Origin of the sequence: Pontibacter liquoris (assembly GCF_022758235.1) — a bacterium.
In the GTDB taxonomy this organism is placed as follows: Bacteria; Bacteroidota; Bacteroidia; order Cytophagales; family Hymenobacteraceae; genus Pontibacter; species Pontibacter liquoris.
This window is the reverse complement of record NZ_JALEBG010000003.1, coordinates 146,253-167,282: the sequence shown is the minus strand read 5'-3', so window position 1 is coordinate 167,282 and position 21,030 is coordinate 146,253. Positions and strand designations below refer to the sequence as shown.

Below are 21,030 nucleotides of genomic sequence, written 5' to 3'. Positions count from 1 at the left end.
CAAAAAGAGACGCTATACTTTGCGTCTCTTTTTGCTTTACTTGGTGTTGAACTGGTTCATGGTGCGCTCCAGGCCAATGGTACCAAAGGCGAGTGCTGCATCTGCCGCTTTCTCGATCAGGGTTTGCAGGTCAATCTGCTCGTCGGCGCTGAATTTGCTAAGCACATAATCTACCTGCTTGCCCTTATGGAAAGCGTCTCCCACGCCAAAGCGCAGGCGCGGGTAATTGTTATGGCCCAGCGTTTCTTCAATATGCTTCAGGCCGTTGTGGCCGCCGGCGCTGCCTTTGGCGCGGATGCGGATCTTGCCAAACGGCAGAGCAATGTCGTCGGTGATCACCAGCATTTGCTCGGCCGGAATTTTCAGCGTGTTTAGGTAGTGGCCCACGGCTTTTCCGCTCAGGTTCATGTAGGTGGTAGGTTTTACCAGCACATAGGTACGGCCCTTGCTCTTGATCTCGGTTACAAAGGCATGGCGGCTCACCTCAAAATGGCCCTCATACTTACCGGACAGGTAATCGAGCACCATAAAGCCTATGTTGTGGCGCGTTTCAGCGTATTCGGGGCCTATGTTGCCGAGGCCCACAATCAGGTATTTCATACTTGTATCTTCGGAAGTAGCCGGAGCAGCGAGCCCCAGCCACGTTTTAAGGAGATTGAACATATTTTTTAGGCACAAGACGCTGGACATAAGATGCAGGATAATGATTGAAAATTATCCGCTAAAGCATTTGCCCTATTGTCGCTTCAAAGGTATAACAAGTCTTGTGTCTTGCATCTTGTATCCTGTGTCCTAAATATTTGAAACAAAAAATCCTGCCCTGCCACATGGCAGAACAGGATCTTGTTTAGACAGTATAAGCGGAAGCTTATTTCTTGCCACGGGCTTCTTCCGTCTGTGCGCTCTTAAGGGCACGCGGAATAGTAACAGTTGCTACTGGCGCCAATGGGTTAGTCAGGATCTCGTAGTTACCTGTTTTGATCTTGCTAACTTTGATAGACTTACCCAGTTCAAGGTCAGTGATATCAACTTCTACAAAATCAGGCAGGTTAGCTGGAAGCGCTTTCACTTTCAGTTTGCGCAGTTTTGTTACCAGCTTACCACCAGCCAAAACACCAGGCGATACGCCTACCATTTTAACCGGGATATCCATTCTCACTTCTTTGTCATCGTGCAGTTGCAGGAAGTCTACGTGCAGCAACACCTCGTTTACCGGGTGGAATTGCACATCCTGCAGAATGGCTCTGTAGTGGGTGCCTTCGATGTTGAGGTCAACTTCGTATACTTCTGGCGAATAAACCAAGTCTCTGAACAGGATAGCAGGCGAGTAGAAGTGCACTTGCTCTCCACCACCATACAATACGCCTGGTACAAAAGACTCATTGCGCAGCTCTTTGGATTGCTGCTTACCGAGATTTGCTCTTTTAAACCCTATAATCTCTAATGTTTGCATAAAAAATGTTTGTTAAAAATATATATCGCTACAAAAGTATAGCCTTTTTCGTTGATCGTTCTTCGTTTGTCGTTGTTCGCCTTCTTTTCGAAAAACGAGCAACGGGTAACGAAAAACGTAATTAAATAAACAGCGAGCTGATCGACTCGTGGGTAACCACGTTGTTAATAGCCCGGGCGAACAGGTCTGCAAAAGACAGCACCTTTATTTTATCGCACTGCTGCTTTAGCGGTATGGTATCAGACACTACCAACTCTTCGAGCACTGAGTTCTGAATGCGCTCGTAAGCCGGTCCCGAAAGGATCGGGTGGGTGGCAATGGCCCGCACCGATTTTGCGCCTTTGTCTTTTAACAGCTCGGCAGCTTTGGTGATCGTACCGGCTGTATCCACCATGTCGTCCACCAGCACCACGTCCATGCCTTCCACATCGCCGATCACCTGCATCGAGGCGATCTCGTTGGCGCGTTTGCGGTGTTTGTCGCAAACAACCATTTCAGCGCCAAAGTTCTTGGCAAACGATCTTGTTCTCACCACGCCGCCCACATCAGGCGAAGCGAAGATCAGGTCGGCGCCCAGGTTGAGGCTGCGCAGGTAGGGCACAAAGATAGCAGAGCCATCCAAATGATCTACCGGAATGTCAAAGAAACCCTGGATCTGGCCGGCGTGCAGGTCGCAGGTCATCAGGCGGTCGGTGCCTACCGACTGGATCGCGTTTGCTACCACCTTGGAGCCGATAGCCACACGGGGCTTGTCTTTTCTGTCCTGGCGGGCATAACCGTAGTAAGGCACCACCACGCATACTTTGTGTGCCGAAGCCCGTTTGGCCGCATCAACCAGCAGCATGAGCTCCATCAGGTTGTCGGCCGGCGGAAACGTGGAGAGCACAATAAAAACTTCGGCCCCGCGAACAGATTCGTTGTAATGAACGCCTATTTCACCGTCGCTGAAGCGGGAGATTGTCAGGTCGCCCAGTTTGGTGCCATAAGCGGCTGCTATTTTTTCAGCCAGATACTGAGAGGCAGAACCCGAGAAAATTTTAACCTGCGGCATAAGGATGCTAAAGTTGAGGATTTAGGTAATTATGCCTGCAAAGCTACCAAAATTATGCGTACCCGGCACCACATTTTTCTGATTTTTAATTAGTTACACGGGGCCTTAAAACAAAAAAAGAACAATACCCATGCGGGTGATTGTTCTTTTTTATGTTGTCCGACCAGGGCTCGAACCTGGACTCTTCTGAACCAAAATCAGACGTGTTGCCAGTTACACCATCGGACAGAGTACCTACTTAACTACTGGGTGGAAGCCCCTTCGCCTTTCGGTGATGCAAAGATAGAGAGACGATTTTAAACTGCAAACAATTGCTGAAAAATAATTTAAAAAATTTAGTCTAAAATCTGCTCTAGCGCCGTGTCATAGTGTTTTTTTGCAACCGTAATGCCATGGAAAAGCGCACCGTCGATATGGCAGTCGTGGCGGGTTACCACACCTAATTTTGTGAAATTCACGCTGTTATTTTGAAGCGATTTCTCAAAAGCAGCTTGCTGGTCCGGCGAAACCGATACCACCACGCGGCCCTGGCTCTCGCCAAATAAAAACGCATCTTTTCTGAAATTTTTATCTGTTTCGATGTCAAAACCCAGCTCCAGCGGCATGGCTGCCTCTAATAAGGTAATGTATAAACCGCCATCGGCCACGTCGTGCGCCGAGCGCACCAGCTTTTTGGTGATAAGTTCTTTTACCGCCGCCTGCAGCTTCACTTCCTCGTCCATATTAAAGTATGGCGCCGGCGAAAGCTTCACGTTGTGGTAGGAGTAGAGGTATTCGGAAGAGGCTATATCGTTCTGCGCATTGCCCACCAGGTAAATCGCATCGCCGGCCTGCTGGAAGGCTAGGGTCATCTGGTTGTCCTTTTTCTCCATGATACCCAGCATGCCGATGGTTGGCGTTGGGAATACGGGCCCTTCGTCGGAGGACTGGTTGTAGAAACTTACGTTACCACCTGTTACCGGCGTGCCGAAGGCGTTGCAGGCTTTGCCCATGCCTTTGATAGCGCCCACAAACTGCCAGTATACTTCGGGTATGTAAGGGTTGCCAAAGTTAAGGCAGTTGGTAATGGCTACCGGTTCGCCGCCGGCGCAAACTATGTTGCGGGCAGCTTCGGCCACAGCAATGGCGCATCCCTGCTCCGGGTCGGCATGCACGTAGCGGCTGTTGCAGTCTACTGTTACTACAATCGATTTGTCGGTGCCTTTTACTTTAACAACGGCCGCATCGGCTGGTAAATTGGTGCTCATGGTGGCTGTGCCTACCATGGAGTCATACTGGCGGTATACCCAGCGCTTGGAAGCGATGTTAGGGTGCGTGGCCAGGAACTCGGCTACAGCCTGGTAATCTTCCGGCTCCTGTACCTGGTCGATGTTGAATTTCTTGGCTTCGGCAAAGTAGGCCGGCTCGCGGTATTCGCGGTGGTATACCGGCGCGCCGCCGCCCAGTACCAGGTCGTGTGCCGGTACTTCGGCTACTAACTCGCCGTTCTGATAATATCTTAACTGGCCGCCCTCAGTTACTACGCCGATCTGCTCGCAGTACAAATCCCACTTGTCGCAGATAGCTTTTATAGTTTGCTCTTCGCCTTTCTTCATCACGATCAGCATACGCTCCTGGCTTTCTGATAACAGGATCTCGAAGGGCACCATGTTTTTCTGGCGGGTCGGTACTTTGTCCAGCCAGATATCCATGCCGTGCTCGCCTTTGGCGCTCATCTCGGAAGTAGAGCAGGTAATGCCGGCAGCGCCCATGTCCTGCATACCGATCACGGCGCCGGAGCGGATGATCTCGAGCGTTGCCTCGAGCAATAGTTTTTCCTGGAACGGATCACCTACCTGCACCGATGGCAGGTCTTTGGCCGAATCTTCGGTAATATCTTTCGACGCGAACGCAGCGCCATGGATGCCGTCTTTACCAGTGGCAGAGCCCACGATGAATACCGGGTTGCCTGCACCATAAGACGTGGCAGAAGCCGTTTCGCCAACTTTTACGATACCGGCCGAAAACGCATTTACCAGCGGGTTGATGTTGTAGCACTCGTCAAAGAACAGCTCGCCGCCAACGGTTGGGATACCGAAGGCATTGCCATAATCGCCAATGCCTTTTACTACGCCTCTTAGCAGGCGCTGTGTTTTCTCGGATTGCGGGTTGCCGAATCGAAGCGAGTTAAGCTGCGCGATCGGGCGGGCACCCATGGTAAAGATATCGCGGTTAATGCCGCCCACACCGGTTGCGGCGCCCTGGTAGGGCTCGATGGCCGACGGGTGGTTGTGCGATTCTATTTTAAAGCTGCAGGCATACCCGTCGCCAATATCTACCAGACCGGCGTTTTCTTCGCCAGCCTCGGCCAGGATACGGGGCGAGGACTTCGGGAGCGTTTTAAGCCAGACAATGGAGTTCTTATAAGAGCAGTGTTCCGACCACATCACCGAGAAGATACTTAGTTCGGTAAAGTTGGGGGTGCGCCCTAATATTTGGGTGATGCGTTCAAATTCCTCTTCCAGAAGGCCGAGCTTCCGGGCAGTTTCTACAGTAGTGAGTTGTTGTTCCACGTTTGTCTGGCTTTGGTAACGGATGTGCAAAAGTAGGAATTAATACCATAAGGTACAGCCCATGCGCTGGTTTTTAAGCTTGTACCAGGTATAACAACAGCCGTTGTGGAAAACTTTGTCGTGTTTTATACTTTAACACTGTCACTTGCAGCAGGTTTATGCGTAAAGAAATGCCAACACCTTATAAATTTCTATGCCAGTAACAGCCACCAATTCTGAGATTGTGACCACCACCTGCGGGCAGCAGGTAGACCTGAGCGCCACCGAACTGGTAATTGAGCGCTCTAACAGCTTGTTTAGTTATAACATACACAAGCTGAAATCCGGTGAGTATGTGATAGCCGAGAAGTTTTACGCCAACCCCTTTAACAACCGCTATATTCTGCTGAACGACGAGCAGATCGAGATGCTGAAAAGCCTGTGAAAGGCCTGTTAATTCGTGCCGGTGTGATTGTGATGAATAGTTAAATTTATTATATTTATAATCACATAACATGGCACAGGTATGAACATGGCAACCGTTTTACCCATCATTTTTCTTGCTGCTTTGGGCATGTTTCCAACACAGCAACCTGTTTCTCCACCTCCGGTAAGTGCAGCGCATACTAGTGCGGCTGCTGTGCTATTGCAGGACACCACCGCTGCGAAAACAGAAAGCAGCACCTCCAGGAAAAAGAAGAAGAAAAACAAAAAAGAAGCCACCTCCTCGCGCATAACCATGACCCGCGATGTGACCCGGGCCACGCTGATCCGCAAAAATGAGGAAGGAGACAACAATAACAAGGTAGAAATCATTGTGATGAGCTCGGGCATGCCCGTTCACACCGCTGAAGACCTGCAGCTGATCGGCAACAGCGGCACCACCGTTTCGTCGGGCAGCTACATGGGCTTTGATAACATCTCGGTTCCCTTTGAAGGGTATGTGCGGTTTAAAGCACCAAATAAAATGAAAACCGTGCTGTATGACCGTGAGGTGCGGTTTGTGGTGACCGAGCCCGGCCACTGGACCGTGCGGGTCGATATCTGATTCCGGAAGGTACAAACGCAAACACAGGCAAGGGTAGCCGGCACAATCGGATGGCAAACGAAGATAAGCCATAGGAGAGAGGCCGGCTACCCTTGTTGCTGATAATTAATAAGTTAAAACTTTTTGAGGTCTTGTATGGATTTCAGAGATTTATACCTTAGTTTTGCACCCTGAAATAAGTCCGTAACAATAGTTAATAACTATAATAAAGTCAAATGGCGAATATTGGCAGCATTACCCAGGTTATCGGTCCGGTGGTGGACGTTAGCTTTGCGGGTGAAAACTCTAAACTACCAAATATTTTGGATGCCCTTGAAGTGACGAAAGACAATGGCCAGAAGATCATTCTGGAGTGTCAGCAGCACCTTGGCGAAGACCGTGTACGTACCATTGCGATGGATTCTACCGAAGGTCTTACCCGTGGCGCAGCCGTGCTTGATCTGGGTACTCCAATTACAATGCCGACAGGCGAAGGCATCAAAGGCCGTCTTTTCAACGTAATCGGCGAAGCCATTGATGGTATTTCTCAGCCTGTGAGCGCTGGTGGTCTTCCAATCCACCGTTCTGCTCCCCGTTTCGAAGATCTTGCTACTTCTTCCGAAGTACTTTATACCGGTATCAAAGTAATCGACCTCCTGGAGCCTTATGTGAAGGGTGGTAAAATCGGTCTGTTCGGTGGTGCCGGTGTAGGCAAAACCGTATTGATCATGGAGCTTATCAACAACATCGCAAAAGCCTACGCAGGTCTTTCTGTGTTTGCCGGTGTGGGTGAGCGTACGCGTGAAGGAAACGACTTGCTGCGTGAAATGATCGAGTCTGGCGTTATCAAGTATGGCGATGCCTTCAAACACTCGATGGAAGAAGGTGGCTGGGATCTGAACGCCGTGGACATGGACGAGCTTGCCAAGTCGCAGGCCACGCTGGTGTTCGGCCAGATGAACGAGCCGCCAGGGGCACGTGCCCGTGTAGCGCTGGCTGGTCTTACAGTAGCAGAAAACTTCCGTGATGGCGACGGTACTGGTGCCGGCCGTGACATCCTTTTCTTTATCGACAACATCTTCCGCTTCACGCAGGCGGGTTCTGAGGTATCGGCTCTTTTGGGTCGTATGCCATCAGCGGTAGGTTACCAGCCAACGCTGGCTACGGAGATGGGTGCCATGCAGGAGCGTATTACTTCTACCAAGCGTGGTTCCATTACATCGGTGCAGGCCGTTTACGTACCTGCGGATGACTTGACTGACCCGGCTCCGGCAACAACGTTTGCTCACCTGGATGCTACTACCGTACTTTCCCGTAAAATTGCCGAGCTTGGTATCTACCCTGCGGTAGACCCACTGGACTCTACTTCACGTATCCTTTCTGCTGACGTTCTGGGCGAAGAGCACTACGGTACAGCACAGCGCGTGAAAGAGATCCTGCAGCGTTACAAAGAATTGCAGGACATCATCGCCATCCTGGGTATGGACGAGCTTTCTGACGAAGATAAGCTGGTTGTACACAGAGCGCGCCGTGTGCAGCGTTTCCTGTCGCAGCCGTTCCACGTGGCCGAGCAGTTTACTGGCCTGAAAGGTGTGCTGGTAGATATCAAAGACACCATTCGCAGCTTCAACGAGATCATGGACGGTAAGTATGACTACCTGCCGGAATCTGCCTTTAACCTGGTAGGTACCATCGAAGATGCCGTAGCCAAAGGCGAGAAAATGCTGGCCGAAGCAAAATAGGTTTAACTAGTTATGAGTCTCGAGTTCTGAGTCACGAGTTGTTTCCAACCTGACTCAGAACTCAGAACTCAGAACTCAGAACTCATAGAAATGTATTTAGAGATAATCACACCTGATAAGAAGGTTTTCGCCGGTGAGGTGGAGGCTGCGCAGTTTCCCGGAGCCAGTGGTTCTTTTGAGGTTTTAAACGGGCACGCCCCGCTGATCAGCACCATGGAAAGAGGCCGTGTGCGCCTTACAACTAGCAAAGGACAGGAGTTCTTTACCGTTGACGGTGGTGTGGTAGAAGTGCTCAACAACAAGATCATTGTGCTGGCTGAGTCGGTGATCGCGTAGCGCAACCTTTCTAAAGTATAAAACAGCGCCTTCTGTTCTTTGTGAGCAGAAGGCGCTGTTTGTTTTTAGCACGGTCCGATCCTACTTATACTTGGACGCAATAGCCAGTTAAATATAGAAAGTATAAACCTTAACCGCTCAAAACGCAGCTGTGTAAAGTATGGCTGCTGGCAGCAGGGAGGTCATACTTCACACGGCTCTTGGCATCAGGCGGGGGCATCGGTGCGCATATTTTCTATGGTTTGCATCAATGCTTCCTGGTCGTCGGTGATGATGAGGAGCTTGTCGTTTTCCGTTAACAGCGTTTTGCCGGTCGGTACAAAGTACTTCCCATCGCGTTTCACCATTACCACCAGGGTCTTGTCGGGCAAAGGCATGTCCATCAGGCGGTTGCCTTTTTCCAGGGCCTGGGGCGTTACGCTGATATCGGTCATCACGGATTTGATCTCATCGGAGAATTCCACGTCAAAATCCTGTAGCTTTTTTAATTCATGAGGCTTCTCGGCAAGCCCCAGCCAAGTGGCCATTTTGGAGAGCGAGGTGCCCTGCACCACCAGCGACACAAGCGTGCAGAAAAAGACGATGTTGAAGATCAGCCGGGCATGCGGCACGTTCTCGGCCAGCGGGATAATGGCAAAAATAATGGGAACAGCCCCGCGCAAGCCCACCCACGAAACAAAAGTTTTGTCTTTGAAGTGCATTTTGCGGAAGGGCAGCAGGCACAAAAAAACGCTGAGCGGCCGGGTCACAAAGATCATCAGGAAACTAATGATCAGGCCGGGAACGATGATGGGAACCAGCTCGTGCGGATTTACCAGCAGGCCCAGGGTGAGGAACATGATCAGCTGGCTCATCCAGGCCATACCGTCAAAAAAGTTGAGGGAAGAGCGCTTGTGCACAAACTTGGAGTTGCCGATAATCAGGCCCCCGATGTAAACGGCCAGGTAGCCGTTACCTTTGAGATAGTAAGTGGCAGAGAAAATAAAGATACAGAACGTAAAGACCAGGATCGGGTAAAGCGAGCTGTTGTCGATCTGTACCCGGTTGATCATGCGCACGGCCAGCTTGCCCAGCACGTACCCGGCCACCGCTCCGATCACCAGTTGCATGAGCAGCATCCCGCCTGCCAGCCAGTAGTTGGGGGAAGACTCCATCTTGATGATCTCGATGAGCGTAATGGTGAGAACATAGGCCATGGGGTCGTTGCTGCCGCTTTCCAGCTCCAGCATGGGGCGCAGGTTGTTTTTGAGGTGCAGGCCCTTGGAACGCAGGATCGAGAACACCGAAGCCGAATCGGTGGAGGACATAGTGGCGGCCAGCAGCAAGGCCGTGGTGAGTCCGATGGCAGCAGAAGGTATGGTCATTCCTAATACCCACCAGCTCACCAGACCGGTAAGGATGGCGGTCACAAAAACTCCCAGCGTAGCCAGCACGCCCCCCTGCGGCAGGATCGGGCGTATTTCTGAAATCTTGGTATCCATCCCGCCAGAGAAAAGTATAATGCAGAGCGCCACAGTGCCGATAGTTTGGGCTACCTGAATATTTTCAAAATGAATGCCCAAGCCGTCGGAGCCGGAGAGCATGCCCACGGAAAGAAAGAGCAACAAGGCAGGAACCCCAAATTTGTATCCGGCTTTCCCGGCCAAAATGCTCAGAAAGAACAGGATAGCCATAGCAAACAAGACCAGTTCAGTCGATAGAGGCATAGGCGCTAAGTATATTTTTTAGTTTGAGTGACGGATTTTTACTTAAAACTGACTTTCTGCCACAACAGGTATGGCTTTCGGTTAATTTTATACTTTCAAAGCCCGGTAAAAAGAAGGTCGCCGATAGTTGCAGCTGCCCTTGTTTTGGCCGGTGCAGGGCAGGAAACTGTAAAGAAACGGCATTCCCTTGACCTGTCTTTACAATATAAGAAATCCTGCTTACTTTTAGCCTGAATTATACTTGCCAGCCATGCCGCACATACATCCCAAAACCACGCCTATCTACCAAACCTCTGTTTTCGCTTTCGAAGACCTGAACGCGCTGGAACTATACTTCAGTGAGCCCGGGCAGAGCTACATGTATACCCGCTACGGCAACCCCAATGCCGATGAGCTGGCGCAGGAAGTGAACAAACTGGAAAAGGGCATAGGAGCTGTGGTAACGTCTTCGGGGATGTCGGCCATACTGGCGGCCATACTTGCCGTTTGCAAAGCCGGCGACCATGTGCTGTATGCCGAAGAGATCTATGGCGGCTCCTCGTCGCTGCTGGTGCAGGAGCTGACCCGCATGGGGCTGGATGTAAGCGCCGTGCCTACCGCTGACACTTATAACCTGCAGGCGCATGTAAAGCCGAACACCTGCATGATGCTGGCCGAAACCATGAGCAACCCGCTGTTGCTGGTGCTGGACATAAAGCAACTTGCGCAGCAAACAAAGCAACATAACCTGAAGCTGGTGATCGATAACACGTTTGCCTCGCCCATACTTACCCAACCGTTGTTGCTAGGCGCCGATATCGTGATCCACAGCGTTACAAAATACCTCTCGGGCCACTCCGACGTAACAGCCGGCGTAGTAGTAAGCGCGCAGCCCGAGGACCTCAAACGCGTGAAGCAGGTGATGATGGTGTATGGCCTGAACCTGAGCCCGTTCGAAAGCTGGCTGGCTGCCCGCGGACTCAAAACCTTGCGGGTGCGCATGCGGCAACATTGCAGCAATGCCCTGACCGTGGCCCGCTACCTGGCGCAACACCCTAAGGTGGAGAAAGTATGGTACCCCGGGCTAGAGCAGCATCCGCAGCATGAACTTGCCCGCGAGCAAGGGCAGGGCTTATTCGGGGGTATGCTGAGCTTTAAAATAAAAGATGACACGGCTGCCGTAAATGCGCTGATGCAGGCGTTGGAGCATATCCCGTTTGCGCCTTCGCTGGCCGGCGTAACAACGTCTCTTTCTTACCCGGTCGGTACGTCCCATCGGTCGCTGAGCGAGGCGCAGCGCCAGAAGATCGGTATAACGGCGGGCGTTATCCGACTGTCGGTTGGTATTGAAGAGCCGGAAGAACTACTGGCCGACCTGGAACAGGCGCTGGCGGCGGTATAAAAGGTATACTTCCATCGCTGGCGTGATCCGCTGTTGCCCTTACTTTCGAACTCGCATTCCAGTGAGATTAAGGTAGGAAGTCTGTTGTTACTTTTGCTAAAGTATAAAGTTCATAGCCCCGGCTATCTTGCGGACAGGTCGCGACCTGTCCCTACAAAGTATAAATACCCAAAAGCACTGAAGAGAAACAGTAACTTGTCTGAAGACAGGAAGAGTAATAGGTAAAAACGCCCCCTTCTTTGAAAAGAAGGGGGCGTTTGCATTTTAAATGGAAGTATAGCTAGACTACTTCCAGCAGGCGCTGCAGGTGTTTGATCACCTTATCAAGTTCTTCCTCTGTCAGGCTGCTGCTGCTGGGCAGGCAAAGGCCCCGCGAAAAGAGCCATTCGCTCAGGCCGTCGCCATAGTAGGGCGCGTCTTTAAAGAGCGGTTGCAGGTGCAGGGGTTTCCAGAGCGGGCGCGTTTCGATGTTTTCGGCTTCCAGGGCCTGGCGTATACTTTCTGGCGTATGGTTTTCGGGCAGCAGCACTGTGGTAAGCCAGCGGTTAGAGAAACAGGTCTTTGGTTCCGGTAAAAACACCAGTTCTTCCAGCGTTTTAAGGCGTTCGCGGTAATAGGCATATACTTCGCGGCGCTGCTTTACGCGCTTTTCCAACACTTCGATCTGCCCGCGTCCGATGCCGGCGCTGATGTTACTGAGGCGATAGTTATACCCCATCTGCGCATGCTGGTAAAAAGGAGCCGGCTCTTTGGCTTGCGTTGCCAGGAAATGTGCCTGCGCTGCCAGCTGCTCGTTTGCCGTGATCAGGGCGCCGCCGCCGGAGGTGGTAATGATCTTGTTGCCGTTGAATGAGAAAATGCCGATGGTACCCAGCGTACCTACCTGGTGGCCGCTGTAACGGGAGCCAAGGGCCTCTGCAGCATCTTCCAGCACCGGAATGCCATACATCTCCGCTACTGCCAGGATCTCTTTCATTTTGGCAGGCATGCCATACAGGTGTACCACCAGAATGCAGGCCGGCTTTTTACCTGCTTCGATGCGGGCGGCAATTGCCTTGCTTAACGTGTCGGGGCACATGTTCCACGTTTCCGGTTCGCTCTCCACAAAAACAGGCGTAGCGCCCACGTATAAGATCGGGTTGGCCGTAGCCACAAACGTAAAGGTAGAGCAGAGCACCTCGTCGCCGGGGCCAACGCCTAACACGCGCAGGGCCAGGTGCAGGGCGGCCGTGCCGGTATTCAGGGCTACGGCAAAGCGGGCGTTGGTATGCTGGCAAATGTCATGCTCAAAGCCCGCCAGGTTAGGCCCTGCGGTGCTCACCCAATTATCTTCCAGCGCTTTCTGTACATAATTTTTTTCGTGGCCGCCCATGTGGGGTACCGACAGGAAAACACGCCCGGGTTTATAGTTCATGTTGGTTGCTGATTTTTGCTGGTATGCCTGCGGCTGTGCACCGGGCAGGTAGCGCGGTTGTAATTACGGCTCCGGCGCCCACCTGGCTGCCCTCGCCTATACTTAGATGTGGCAGCACCACGGCATTGGCGCCTATCAGAATGCCTTCGCCCAGACAGGTGTTGCCCGAGAGCGTTGCTCCCGGCATTAGGGTACTAAAGTCGCCGATGGTGGCATCGTGGCCAATGGTGCAGTTAGGATAAACAAGGGTATGGCGGCCCAGCCGGATGTTGGTAGAAAGCACCGCTCCCTGGAAAATAAGTACGCCCTCTGCCAAGCTGATCTGCTGGTAGGGACGGGGCTGCGCCAACGGATGCACCAGGGTGGCGTAACGGGCGTTCGGGTTCTGTACGCGGCGGCTAACAGCGGCCCTGGCAGCCGGCAGGCCAACAGCCAGCACCAGGTATAATTCGTCCGGAAAGTAAGCCAGCAGACCGACCGCACCGTGGCAGGAAACGCCATCGATGGTCTGGCCGTGGTAGGCCGTATCATCGTCATAAAACCCGATCACGTTCCAGGTAGGGCGCACTTCATTTATCTGGTGGAGCAGTACCAGCACCTCACGTCCCAGGCCGCCGGCCCCAATGATGGCGATGTCTTTCATACACTTGTTTTAGACGCGGTAAAGCCCGTGATGCCCGCTTTTACGTGATGCAGCCGCGCATGTTCCCGTAAGTATAAAGGCCGGTAAAAACCAGCCCGGTCACAGCGGGTTACGGGCCGCGGCAGCCTGCTTCTGTTGCTTGTTTACAGGAGCCGCAGCATGCCGCAAGGCGTTTCACAGCGTAGCCTTTAGGCCTCCTCAAGATACATTATTTTCCGAATATCAAAGGGTTTCGGTAAGTTACTTTTAGGCAACTTCCAGACAGATTACCGCCTTTTGCGTTCATTTTTATAGATTGCATGTATAAAAACATAAGCTTTCCTTCTGATGCTCGATTTTCCGAATGCCAAGCTCAACCTGGGGTTATACATCAAGTCTAAAAGGCCGGATGGCTTTCATGAACTGCAGTCCTGTTTTTACCCGGTGAAGTGGAACGATGCATTGGAGATAGTGCCGGCCGACATGCAGCAGTTCGATATGACCGGGCTTCCTGTGCCCGGCGAGCCTGGTACCAACCTGTGTGTAAAAGCGTATCAGCTGCTTAAAAAGGACTATGGCCTGCCGCCGGTGCACATGCACCTGCATAAAATCATTCCGATGGGGGCCGGGCTGGGAGGAGGGTCGGCAGATGCGGCTTTTACCCTGCGCATCCTCAATACCCTGTTCGAGCTGAATTTGCCAACAGAAACACTCGTGGCGTATGCCCGCCAGTTGGGGAGCGACTGTGCTTTTTTTGTGGAGAACAAGCCCGTGATCGCCTCTGGCCGCGGAGATGAGTTCCGGCCTGTGGCGTTAAACCTGAGCGGGTACAGCTGCATCGTGGTATACCCGGGCATCCATATCACTACCGCCGAAGCCTATGGCAACGTAACGCCGCAGGAGCCCAGCTGCGAGATGGAAATGCTGCTGAAACAGGATGTGCATGTTTGGAGAGAAGTGCTGCACAACGATTTTGAAACTGCGCTGTTCCCCAGGTATCCGGAGCTGCCCCTGATCAAAAAGAAGCTCTATATCGCCGGCGCTGCCTATGCCGCCATGACGGGGTCGGGCTCGGCTATTTACGGGCTCTTTAAAAAGGAGATACCGGCCGACTTAGTCTTTCCGGACCATTACCTTGTCTGGAAAGGCCTGCTTTAATTTTTTGCGCCGCTCGGCATACGCGTCCAGCACCGGGTAAATGAACACGCTGAGCAGAATGATAGCCGCTCCGTAATAGAAACCGCCGGACATCTGCTTGTTTTCCTTAAAAATGAGAAAGGCCAGAATGATGCCATACACCGGCTCCAGGTTCACGGTCAGGTTCATGGTAAAAGCCGAGATGCGCTGCATCAGGCGCACCGACGCGGTGTAGGCATATACTGTGCAGGCCAGCGCCAGCACCAGTATCAACAGCCAGTCCAGCGGGGTGAGGGTATAGTTTAGCTGCCCACTATCGGTGAACCATACTTTGTAAAACGGCAGGAAAACCAGTGTGGCGAGTAAAGCGCCGACCATTTCGTAACAGGTAATGGTGGTGGATGGTAGCTTTTTGGCCAGCCGCGAGTTGATGATCGTGAAAATGGAAGCCAGCAACGCAGAGCCTACCGCCATGGTAATGCCCAGAATGTTTTTCAGGTCAGTTTCGTCTTTAAAGATGATGTAGAGCCCGAAAATAATGAGCAGGGCCAGCAGGATCTCGTGGGGCTTCACCTTTGTTTTAGACACCAGCGGCTCCAGGAAAGAGGTCCACAGGCTGCTGGTAGCCATGCCAACCAGGCAGATCGAAACAGAAGATATACGCGCCGAGGCAAAGAACAGGATCCAGTGCGCAGCAATCAGGAAACCCACGCCTGTAATTTGCAGCGCTGTTTTACGGCCTACCCAGAAAGGCGTGCCACGCTTGTAAATAATGGCTCCCAGCGCCAGGGCTGCTATGAACGTACGAATGGAGACCAGCTCTACCGCCGGAATGGTGATGAGCTTGCCCAGGATAGCCGTAAAGCCCCACAGGAAAATAATGAAATGGAGCTCCAGAAAATCTTTTAAACGTGGCATTTAGCGGGGAACGTAACGGTATAACAAAAGCCCGATACCGGTAAAAATAGTGGTCGGTATCCAGGCGGCATACTTGGGATCAATGTCGCCTACCTGGGCCAGACTGCGGCTGGTGATCACAAAAATAATAAAGATAAAGGCCAGCAAAAAGCCCAGTGCGATCTGGAAACCAACGCCGCCACGTGCTTTACGCGCACTCACAATTACCCCGATAATGGTAAGAATGATGATGGCAAAAGGATAGCTGAAGCGCTCATACTTCTCGATCAGGTATGTTTCCAGGTCGTCGGCGCCGCGGTTCTTTTTTTCATCGATATAGCGGCTTAGCTGGGGCAGGGTCATGGTTTGCTCCAGGCGGTAGGTGCTTTCAAAGTCTTTGGGCAGCAGGTTGATGGCGGTGTCCAGGGCGGCGCCTTTATAGATCGTTTCCTTCGGCCCGTTAAAGGTGCGCAAGGTGTAGCTGTCTACGTGCCACTTCTTTATGTCCGGATTCCAGGTGATGTTGTTGCTTGTAAGCCTGCTTTCGAGCTTGGTGCTGTCGATCTTTTCCAGTGCAAAATTATAGCCTATGTTGGCCGTGTTGTTGTAGCTCTCCATGTATACATAGGTTTCAGGGGCTACTTTTATGTGGATGTTGCGGTTATCGTAGGTAAAGGGGTTCTTAACATACTTTATCTGGAAGGCCACCGTCTTTCTGTTAGCATTGGGAATCACCCAGCCGATAAGCCCGAAAATGACCGTCGCAATAATGCTGGAGCCAATCAGGTAGGGCACCAAAAAGCGCCTAAAACTAACGCCGCTGCTCAGGATGGCCACAATCTCGGTATGCGAGGCGAGCTTGGCCGTAACAAACACTGTAGCAATAAACACCGTGATGGGACTGAGCATGTTGGCCCAGTAGGGGATCAGGTTCAGGTAATAATCGAACAGGATCTCGTAAGCCGATACGCTGTGCTCGATAAAGTCGTCGTTTTTCTCCGTAAAGTCGATCACGCAGATAACGGCCACCAGGATGAGCACCACAAACACGTAGGTGGACAGGAATTTTTTCAGGATATACTTATCGAGTAGCTTCAACGCTTTGCTTTAATTATGAATTAAAAATTAGAAATTAAAAATAAACACGTCATCAGAATTATGCTCAGAATTAATTTCTAATTCATAATTTCTAATTTCTAATTATAACCGTGTCATCAATTTCTTTACCATCACATCTTTCCAGTCCCGGAAAGTTCCGTTCAGGATATGCTGGCGTGCCTGTTTTACCAGCCACAGGTAAAAAGTAAGGTTGTGGATGCTGGCGATCTGGCCGGCCAGGTACTCGCCGCTATGGATCAGGTGGCGCAGGTAAGCTTTGGAGTAGAACGTGCTCGCGTAGCCGCCCAGTTCCGCATCAATCGGGCTATGGTCGTTTGCCCATTTCTGGTTTTTGATGTTGATAACGCCCTGCGTGGTAAACAGCATGCCGTTGCGGGCATTACGAGTGGGCAGCACGCAGTCGAACATGTCCACGCCCAGGGCAATGTTCTCCAGGATGTTGGCCGGCGTGCCCACGCCCATCAGGTAACGGGGTTTGTCTTTGGGCAGTATGTCGCACACCAGTTCCGTCATTTCATACATCATCTCGGCCGGCTCGCCTACGGACAGGCCGCCAATGGCATTGCCCTCCCGGCCAAAGCTGGCAATCGTCTCGGCCGACTGCACGCGCAGGTCTTTATAGGTGCTACCCTGCACAATAGGGAACAGCGTTTGCGAATGCCCATACTTGGGCGTGGTGCTGTCGAAGCGGTCTACACAGCGCTGCAGCCAGCGGTGGGTGCGCTCCATCGAGTTTTTGGCATAAGTATAATCGCAGGGGTACGGCGTGCATTCATCAAACGCCATGATGATGTCGGCGCCAATGGTGCGCTGCGTATCCATCACGTTTTCGGGCGTAAAGTTGAGGGTAGAGCCATCGATGTGCGACTTAAACTTAACGCCTTCTTCTTTTATTTTGCGGGTGCCGGCCAGCGAGAACACCTGGTAGCCGCCGCTGTCAGTAAGTATGGGCCGGTCCCAGCCGTTGAACTTGTGCAGCCCGCCCGCCTTTTCGAGCACGTCTAAACCCGGGCGCAGGTATAAATGGTAGGTGTTGCCTAGTATGATCTCCGCTTTTATATCTTCTTTGAGCTCACGCTGGTGCACGGCCTTTACGGTTCCGGCAGTGCCCACGGGCATAAAAATGGGCGTTTCGATCGGGCCGTGGTCGGTTTGCACCACGCCGGCGCGTGCCTTGGATTGGGTATCTGTTGCGATTAAGGAAAACTGCATGCTTGTATATGTGCGCGGCTGCCGGTGCTGAACGGCTGCATCAAACGGCCGGCGAACGCTAAGGGCTTATATTATAGGGATTATGAACACGTTTACGAACCGGCAAAGATACAAAGGAGCAGGGCACAAATCATAAACTATTATAAAAACAGCGGAGCCCTCGGAAATGCCTATACTTTGCCTAAATTTGACTGAGCGATGCCACGAGACAACTTTTGCCTGCCGCAGGAGCAAGGCATTGCCTCATCACCCTAAACCCGTAACCTATAATAGTACTTCTACCTTTGGTCTCTTTTATACTTTTGGGGCTGCTCGGGCTTTGCGTGCTGGTGCAGCTGTATTTTAGCCTTGTTTATTTTTTACCTTTGGCCCGGCACAAAGACCCGGAGGCGCAGGTGCAATACCCGGTGTCGGTGGTGGTGGCGGCCCACAACGAGCAGGATAATTTGTTCGAATTGCTGCCCCTGCTGCTGGACCAGGAGTACCCCGAATTTGAGGTAGTGCTGGTAAACGACCGCTCGGACGACGACACCGAGTTTTACATTTATGAGCTGGAACGGCAGTTTCCGCACTTCCGGGTGGTCACCATTAAAAAGACGCCCGACTACCTGAATTCTAAAAAGTATGCGCTGGCACTGGGCATCCGTGCTGCCCGGTATGAGCACCTGCTGTTTACGGATGCCGATTGCCGGCCCAGCAGCAAAAACTGGATCGAAAAGATGCAGCAGGGCTATGGCACTGGCGCTGAGGTGGTATTAGGCTACTCGCCCTACGTGAAGCGAAAAGGTTTTTTAAATCATCTTATCCGATATGAAACCTTGCTTACCGGAATTCAGTATCTGTCTCATGCATACAAGGCGCGCGCCTATATGGGTGTGGGCCGAAACTTATCTTATACCAAAGCGTGTTTCTTTAGAAATAAGGGGTTTGCATCGCACATCAAAACAATTGGCGGCGATGATGACCTTTTTGTTCGGGATGCTGTCAACAATAGTAAGGTAAGCATTGTTATCAACAAGGAGGCGCAAACCGCAAGCATTCCCAAAAAGACGTTTCGGGAGTGGGTAACGCAGAAGAGGAGGCATATGTCTGTTGGCAGTAAGTATAAACCCGCCGACAAAAGAAAGATAGGAATTTTTGTATCTTCTAACATACTTTTTTATATACTTTCCGTATTACTTCTGGTGCTACATAGTCATTTCGCTATATTAGCAGCGCTTATCATCCTTCGCTACCTTGTGGTAGTGCCGGGATATGTGCTTGCCGCGCGAAGGTTGGAGGAACCCCTTTCGGTCCCGCTGCTACCTGTGCTTGACGCAGCCTATTTTTTCAATTACCTGTTCCTGGGTGTATCTGTAATAATGTATAAAAAATTCAGATGGAAGTAAACAAACAATTCTCTGCGAAAGCAAAGCACGACTTCAAACTCATTCAAGCCGCAGTAGAGGAGAACGATGAGAAGGCCTATGCTGAGCTGATGAGCATCTATAAAAAGCCCGTTTACCACGTGGTGCTGAAGATGGTGCGCAATGCCGATGATGCGGAGGACTTGACAATTGAGGCTTTTGCCAAAGCTTTCCGTAACCTGCATAAATTTAACCCCGAATACGCTTTCAGTACCTGGTTGTTCCGTATCGCTACCAACAACTGTATCGACTTTATCCGTAAGAACAGGATCAAGACCATGTCCATCGATTCGGCCATCAAAATTGATAATGGCGACGAGATCACAATCGATTTTAAAGACAAGAACCTGAACCCGCAGGAGGAAGCGATCAAAAATCAGAAAATCGAGATCATGCAGTACGTGGTAGCCAAGCTGCCTGATAAATACCAGCGCCTGGTTACGCTGCGCTACTTTAATGAGCTAAGCTACGAGGAGATCGCTACTGAACTGAACGCGCCGCTGGGTACGGTAAAAGCCCAGTTGCACCGCGCCCGCGAGCTGCTCTATGACATGGTGAAAAACAAGAAGCACCTGATCTAATTGTTGCTTGTTGTATCAGCAGAAAGACTAAAAAAGTATTGAATTAAGGTTGATTATATTGATTACGTTAGAAGCCCCTGTTGCCTTTGTGCAGCTGGGGCTTCGTTCTTTTGCACACATCCCGGACTTATTTTATACTTTTGCAGCCATAAAGACACAAGTAGTAAGACACCATACTTTTCCTGATTAAGTGTAATAATAAGATGCCTGCCAGAGCCGATGCCATACTTGAAGGAATAGGAAGGCGCTATTTATACCTGCGCTTGCGCAACCCAACGCTGGTAGAGCGCGAGTTGCAGCAGAAGTATGAAGGCAAGTATAAAAATGCGGGCCTGGTGCTGCTCTTCGACCTGCTGATGGCCCTGGCCGTAGTAGCGGTTGTCGGAATTGTTGCCGTTGTTTTATACTTTGTAGTGGCCTGATGTATAAGGTTATGCCGCTTTAACTTTCTAAATTTAACGCTTAAATTTCCTAACGTAACACATGCCGCATAACACCGCAATCCACACCTTGCTGTCCGGTTATTTCCCGGAACTCACCGAAGACCAGCTCCGGAAGTTTGAGCAGATGGGGGATTTGTACCAGGAGTGGAACCAGAAGATAAACGTGATCTCGCGCAAGGACATGGACCAGATCGGCGTGCATCATATCCTGCATTCGCTGGGCATAGCCAAGGTGGTAGCTTTTCCGCAGCATTCCGCGGTGCTGGATGTGGGCACTGGTGGCGGCTTGCCGGGTTTGCCGCTGGCCGTGCTGTTTCCGGAGGTAAAGTTTCACCTTATCGACTCGATCGGCAAAAAGATACACGTGGTGCAGGAAATTGCCCGCGAGTTGCACCTGCCCAATGTAACGGCCACGCAGGTGCGGGCCGAGCAGGTGCGCGAGAAGTTTGATTTTGTGGTGAGCCGCGCCGTGACCCGCTTGGCCAATTTCTACCCCTGGATTGCTAATAGTTTTAAAAGAAGCGATCTGTCCAATAAAGGCCTGTATTATTTAAAAGGCGGTGACCTGGCCGAAGAGATTGCCGAATCCGGGCTGATCGCAGAAGTATATGATCTGAAGAACTACTTCAACGAGGAGTTTTTTGATACCAAAAAGGTCGTATACGTGCCGCTCAAGTAGTAGAGGAGGCTCTTTCCTTGCCAAGTACAAACGTTACAGGACCGGTCCATCCCCCTGGCCCTTCCTTGTTTAAGGAGGGGAGTCTCTAATAGCTGCAGGTAAGCGTAAGCTTTGTGAGTTAGGGCTATTGCGAAAAGTGTCACGCTCTTTCATGTTGTCATCTCGACGCAAGGAGAGATCTGGTTGAAATTTCTTCATGCGTCTATATCAGATTTCTCACGTTGTTCGAAATGATAGTTTGCTGAAGTATGAACAGTCTAGTCTATGTAAAAGAAGAACATCCCCCTACCCCC

General features: G+C 51.3%; 20 protein-coding genes and 1 tRNA gene. 10 read left to right on the top strand and 11 right to left on the bottom strand.

The window, feature by feature from the left end; all coding sequences use genetic code 11:
• Window positions 1–36: 36 nt before the first annotated feature.
• From pth to purL, 5 genes are all read right to left on the bottom strand, one after another.
• Window positions 37–600 (bottom strand): aminoacyl-tRNA hydrolase, encoded by a 564-nt coding sequence (gene pth / locus LWL52_RS17730; RefSeq protein ID WP_242923816.1) that lies wholly within the window; start codon window positions 598–600, stop codon window positions 37–39.
• 268 nt (window positions 601–868) lie between these two features.
• Window positions 869–1,453, bottom strand: a complete 585-nt coding sequence (locus LWL52_RS17725) for a 50S ribosomal protein L25/general stress protein Ctc (RefSeq protein ID WP_242922615.1) — start codon at window positions 1,451–1,453, stop codon at window positions 869–871.
• 121 nt (window positions 1,454–1,574) lie between these two features.
• Window positions 1,575–2,504, bottom strand: a complete 930-nt coding sequence (locus tag LWL52_RS17720; RefSeq protein ID WP_242922613.1) for a ribose-phosphate pyrophosphokinase — start codon at window positions 2,502–2,504, stop codon at window positions 1,575–1,577.
• 155 nt (window positions 2,505–2,659) lie between these two features.
• A tRNA-Gln gene (locus tag LWL52_RS17715) sits at window positions 2,660–2,732 on the bottom strand.
• Between the two features lie 107 nt (window positions 2,733–2,839).
• Complete coding sequence (purL, locus tag LWL52_RS17710; RefSeq protein ID WP_242922611.1) at window positions 2,840–5,056, bottom strand: phosphoribosylformylglycinamidine synthase subunit PurL; 2,217 nt, start codon at window positions 5,054–5,056, stop codon at window positions 2,840–2,842.
• Window positions 5,057–5,249: 193 nt separating this feature from the next.
• On the opposite strand from purL, the gene LWL52_RS17705 reads away from it, so the two are divergent.
• From LWL52_RS17705 to atpC, 4 genes are all read left to right on the top strand, one after another.
• Window positions 5,250–5,480: a hypothetical protein gene (locus tag LWL52_RS17705; RefSeq protein ID WP_242922601.1), complete on the top strand. Its 231-nt coding sequence runs from the start codon at window positions 5,250–5,252 to the stop codon at window positions 5,478–5,480.
• Between the two features lie 81 nt (window positions 5,481–5,561).
• A complete protein-coding gene (locus LWL52_RS17700) occupies window positions 5,562–6,083 on the top strand; it encodes a hypothetical protein (protein ID WP_242922599.1) in 522 nt (173 codons plus the stop codon).
• Window positions 6,084–6,298: 215 nt separating this feature from the next.
• A complete protein-coding gene (gene atpD / locus LWL52_RS17695) occupies window positions 6,299–7,804 on the top strand; it encodes a F0F1 ATP synthase subunit beta (RefSeq protein ID WP_242922590.1) in 1,506 nt (501 codons plus the stop codon).
• 90 nt (window positions 7,805–7,894) lie between these two features.
• Window positions 7,895–8,140, top strand: a complete 246-nt coding sequence (atpC, locus tag LWL52_RS17690) for an ATP synthase F1 subunit epsilon (RefSeq protein WP_242922588.1) — start codon at window positions 7,895–7,897, stop codon at window positions 8,138–8,140.
• 206 nt (window positions 8,141–8,346) lie between these two features.
• Here the strand turns inward: atpC and LWL52_RS17685 are convergent, their stop codons facing one another.
• Complete coding sequence (locus LWL52_RS17685; RefSeq protein WP_242922586.1) at window positions 8,347–9,846, bottom strand: potassium/proton antiporter; 1,500 nt, start codon at window positions 9,844–9,846, stop codon at window positions 8,347–8,349.
• Between the two features lie 250 nt (window positions 9,847–10,096).
• Here LWL52_RS17685 and LWL52_RS17680 point away from each other — a divergent pair, with 250 nt between their 5' ends.
• Complete coding sequence (locus LWL52_RS17680; RefSeq protein WP_242922584.1) at window positions 10,097–11,227, top strand: trans-sulfuration enzyme family protein; 1,131 nt, start codon at window positions 10,097–10,099, stop codon at window positions 11,225–11,227.
• 280 nt (window positions 11,228–11,507) lie between these two features.
• Here LWL52_RS17680 and LWL52_RS17675 read toward each other — a convergent pair whose 3' ends face one another.
• Together LWL52_RS17675 and LWL52_RS17670 are read right to left on the bottom strand one after the other, a co-directional pair.
• Window positions 11,508–12,641, bottom strand: coding sequence for a DegT/DnrJ/EryC1/StrS family aminotransferase (locus tag LWL52_RS17675; protein ID WP_242922576.1), 1,134 nt, complete (start codon window positions 12,639–12,641; stop codon window positions 11,508–11,510).
• Window positions 12,631–13,284: an acetyltransferase gene (locus tag LWL52_RS17670; RefSeq protein ID WP_242922574.1), complete on the bottom strand. Its 654-nt coding sequence runs from the start codon at window positions 13,282–13,284 to the stop codon at window positions 12,631–12,633. The genes LWL52_RS17675 and LWL52_RS17670 overlap by 11 nt, the downstream gene beginning before the upstream one ends.
• 327 nt (window positions 13,285–13,611) lie before the next feature.
• Here LWL52_RS17670 and ispE point away from each other — a divergent pair, with 327 nt between their 5' ends.
• Window positions 13,612–14,421 (top strand): 4-(cytidine 5'-diphospho)-2-C-methyl-D-erythritol kinase, encoded by an 810-nt coding sequence (ispE, locus tag LWL52_RS17665; protein WP_242922572.1) that lies wholly within the window; start codon window positions 13,612–13,614, stop codon window positions 14,419–14,421.
• Here the strand turns inward: ispE and LWL52_RS17660 are convergent.
• The 3 genes from LWL52_RS17660 to tgt all read right to left on the bottom strand — a co-directional run bounded on the left by LWL52_RS17660 (window position 14,377) and on the right by tgt (window position 17,628).
• Window positions 14,377–15,318, bottom strand: coding sequence for a DMT family transporter (locus LWL52_RS17660; protein WP_242922563.1), 942 nt, complete (start codon window positions 15,316–15,318; stop codon window positions 14,377–14,379). The genes ispE and LWL52_RS17660 overlap by 45 nt on opposite strands.
• Window positions 15,319–16,395: an LptF/LptG family permease gene (locus tag LWL52_RS17655; protein ID WP_242922561.1), complete on the bottom strand. Its 1,077-nt coding sequence runs from the start codon at window positions 16,393–16,395 to the stop codon at window positions 15,319–15,321. It lies immediately after the preceding gene.
• A 102-nt stretch (window positions 16,396–16,497) separates the two neighbouring features.
• Entirely contained in the window at window positions 16,498–17,628 is a 1,131-nt protein-coding gene (tgt, locus tag LWL52_RS17650) for a tRNA guanosine(34) transglycosylase Tgt (RefSeq protein WP_242922559.1), read from the bottom strand.
• 323 nt (window positions 17,629–17,951) lie between these two features.
• On the opposite strand from tgt, the gene LWL52_RS17645 reads away from it, so the two are divergent.
• From LWL52_RS17645 to rsmG, 4 genes are all read left to right on the top strand, one after another.
• The gene (locus LWL52_RS17645; protein ID WP_496197647.1) at window positions 17,952–19,016 is read left to right on the top strand and encodes a glycosyltransferase; all 1,065 of its coding nucleotides are present in this window, start codon (window positions 17,952–17,954) and stop codon (window positions 19,014–19,016) included.
• Window positions 19,007–19,615, top strand: a complete 609-nt coding sequence (locus LWL52_RS17640; protein WP_115567331.1) for an RNA polymerase sigma factor — start codon at window positions 19,007–19,009, stop codon at window positions 19,613–19,615. Before LWL52_RS17645 ends, LWL52_RS17640 begins: the two co-directional genes overlap by 10 nt.
• Before the next feature lie 203 nt (window positions 19,616–19,818).
• Window positions 19,819–20,037, top strand: a complete 219-nt coding sequence (locus tag LWL52_RS17635) for a hypothetical protein (RefSeq protein ID WP_242922550.1) — start codon at window positions 19,819–19,821, stop codon at window positions 20,035–20,037.
• Window positions 20,038–20,098: 61 nt separating this feature from the next.
• Window positions 20,099–20,737, top strand: coding sequence for a 16S rRNA (guanine(527)-N(7))-methyltransferase RsmG (gene rsmG / locus LWL52_RS17630; RefSeq protein ID WP_242922548.1), 639 nt, complete (start codon window positions 20,099–20,101; stop codon window positions 20,735–20,737).
• Window positions 20,738–21,030: the final 293 nt, after the last annotated feature.

What these genes read in the sequence shown, in the direction of transcription:
- tgt (WP_242922559.1), bottom strand. Translation starts at nt 17,628, where the DNA reads ATGCAGTTTTCCTTAATCGCAACAGATACCCAATCCAAGGCACGCGCC.
- LWL52_RS17660 (WP_242922563.1), bottom strand. Translation starts at nt 15,318, where the DNA reads ATGCCACGTTTAAAAGATTTTCTGGAGCTCCATTTCATTATTTTCCTG.
- rsmG (WP_242922548.1), top strand. Translation starts at nt 20,099, where the DNA reads ATGCCGCATAACACCGCAATCCACACCTTGCTGTCCGGTTATTTCCCG.
- atpD (WP_242922590.1), top strand. Translation starts at nt 6,299, where the DNA reads ATGGCGAATATTGGCAGCATTACCCAGGTTATCGGTCCGGTGGTGGAC.
- LWL52_RS17640 (WP_115567331.1), top strand. Translation starts at nt 19,007, where the DNA reads ATGGAAGTAAACAAACAATTCTCTGCGAAAGCAAAGCACGACTTCAAA.
- pth (WP_242923816.1), bottom strand. Translation starts at nt 600, where the DNA reads ATGAAATACCTGATTGTGGGCCTCGGCAACATAGGCCCCGAATACGCT.
- ispE (WP_242922572.1), top strand. Translation starts at nt 13,612, where the DNA reads ATGCTCGATTTTCCGAATGCCAAGCTCAACCTGGGGTTATACATCAAG.
- LWL52_RS17675 (WP_242922576.1), bottom strand. Translation starts at nt 12,641, where the DNA reads ATGAACTATAAACCCGGGCGTGTTTTCCTGTCGGTACCCCACATGGGC.
- LWL52_RS17685 (WP_242922586.1), bottom strand. Translation starts at nt 9,846, where the DNA reads ATGCCTCTATCGACTGAACTGGTCTTGTTTGCTATGGCTATCCTGTTC.
- LWL52_RS17720 (WP_242922613.1), bottom strand. Translation starts at nt 2,504, where the DNA reads ATGCCGCAGGTTAAAATTTTCTCGGGTTCTGCCTCTCAGTATCTGGCT.
- LWL52_RS17670 (WP_242922574.1), bottom strand. Translation starts at nt 13,284, where the DNA reads ATGAAAGACATCGCCATCATTGGGGCCGGCGGCCTGGGACGTGAGGTG.
- LWL52_RS17700 (WP_242922599.1), top strand. Translation starts at nt 5,562, where the DNA reads ATGAACATGGCAACCGTTTTACCCATCATTTTTCTTGCTGCTTTGGGC.
- LWL52_RS17680 (WP_242922584.1), top strand. Translation starts at nt 10,097, where the DNA reads ATGCCGCACATACATCCCAAAACCACGCCTATCTACCAAACCTCTGTT.
- LWL52_RS17705 (WP_242922601.1), top strand. Translation starts at nt 5,250, where the DNA reads ATGCCAGTAACAGCCACCAATTCTGAGATTGTGACCACCACCTGCGGG.
- LWL52_RS17635 (WP_242922550.1), top strand. Translation starts at nt 19,819, where the DNA reads ATGCCTGCCAGAGCCGATGCCATACTTGAAGGAATAGGAAGGCGCTAT.
- atpC (WP_242922588.1), top strand. Translation starts at nt 7,895, where the DNA reads ATGTATTTAGAGATAATCACACCTGATAAGAAGGTTTTCGCCGGTGAG.
- LWL52_RS17725 (WP_242922615.1), bottom strand. Translation starts at nt 1,453, where the DNA reads ATGCAAACATTAGAGATTATAGGGTTTAAAAGAGCAAATCTCGGTAAG.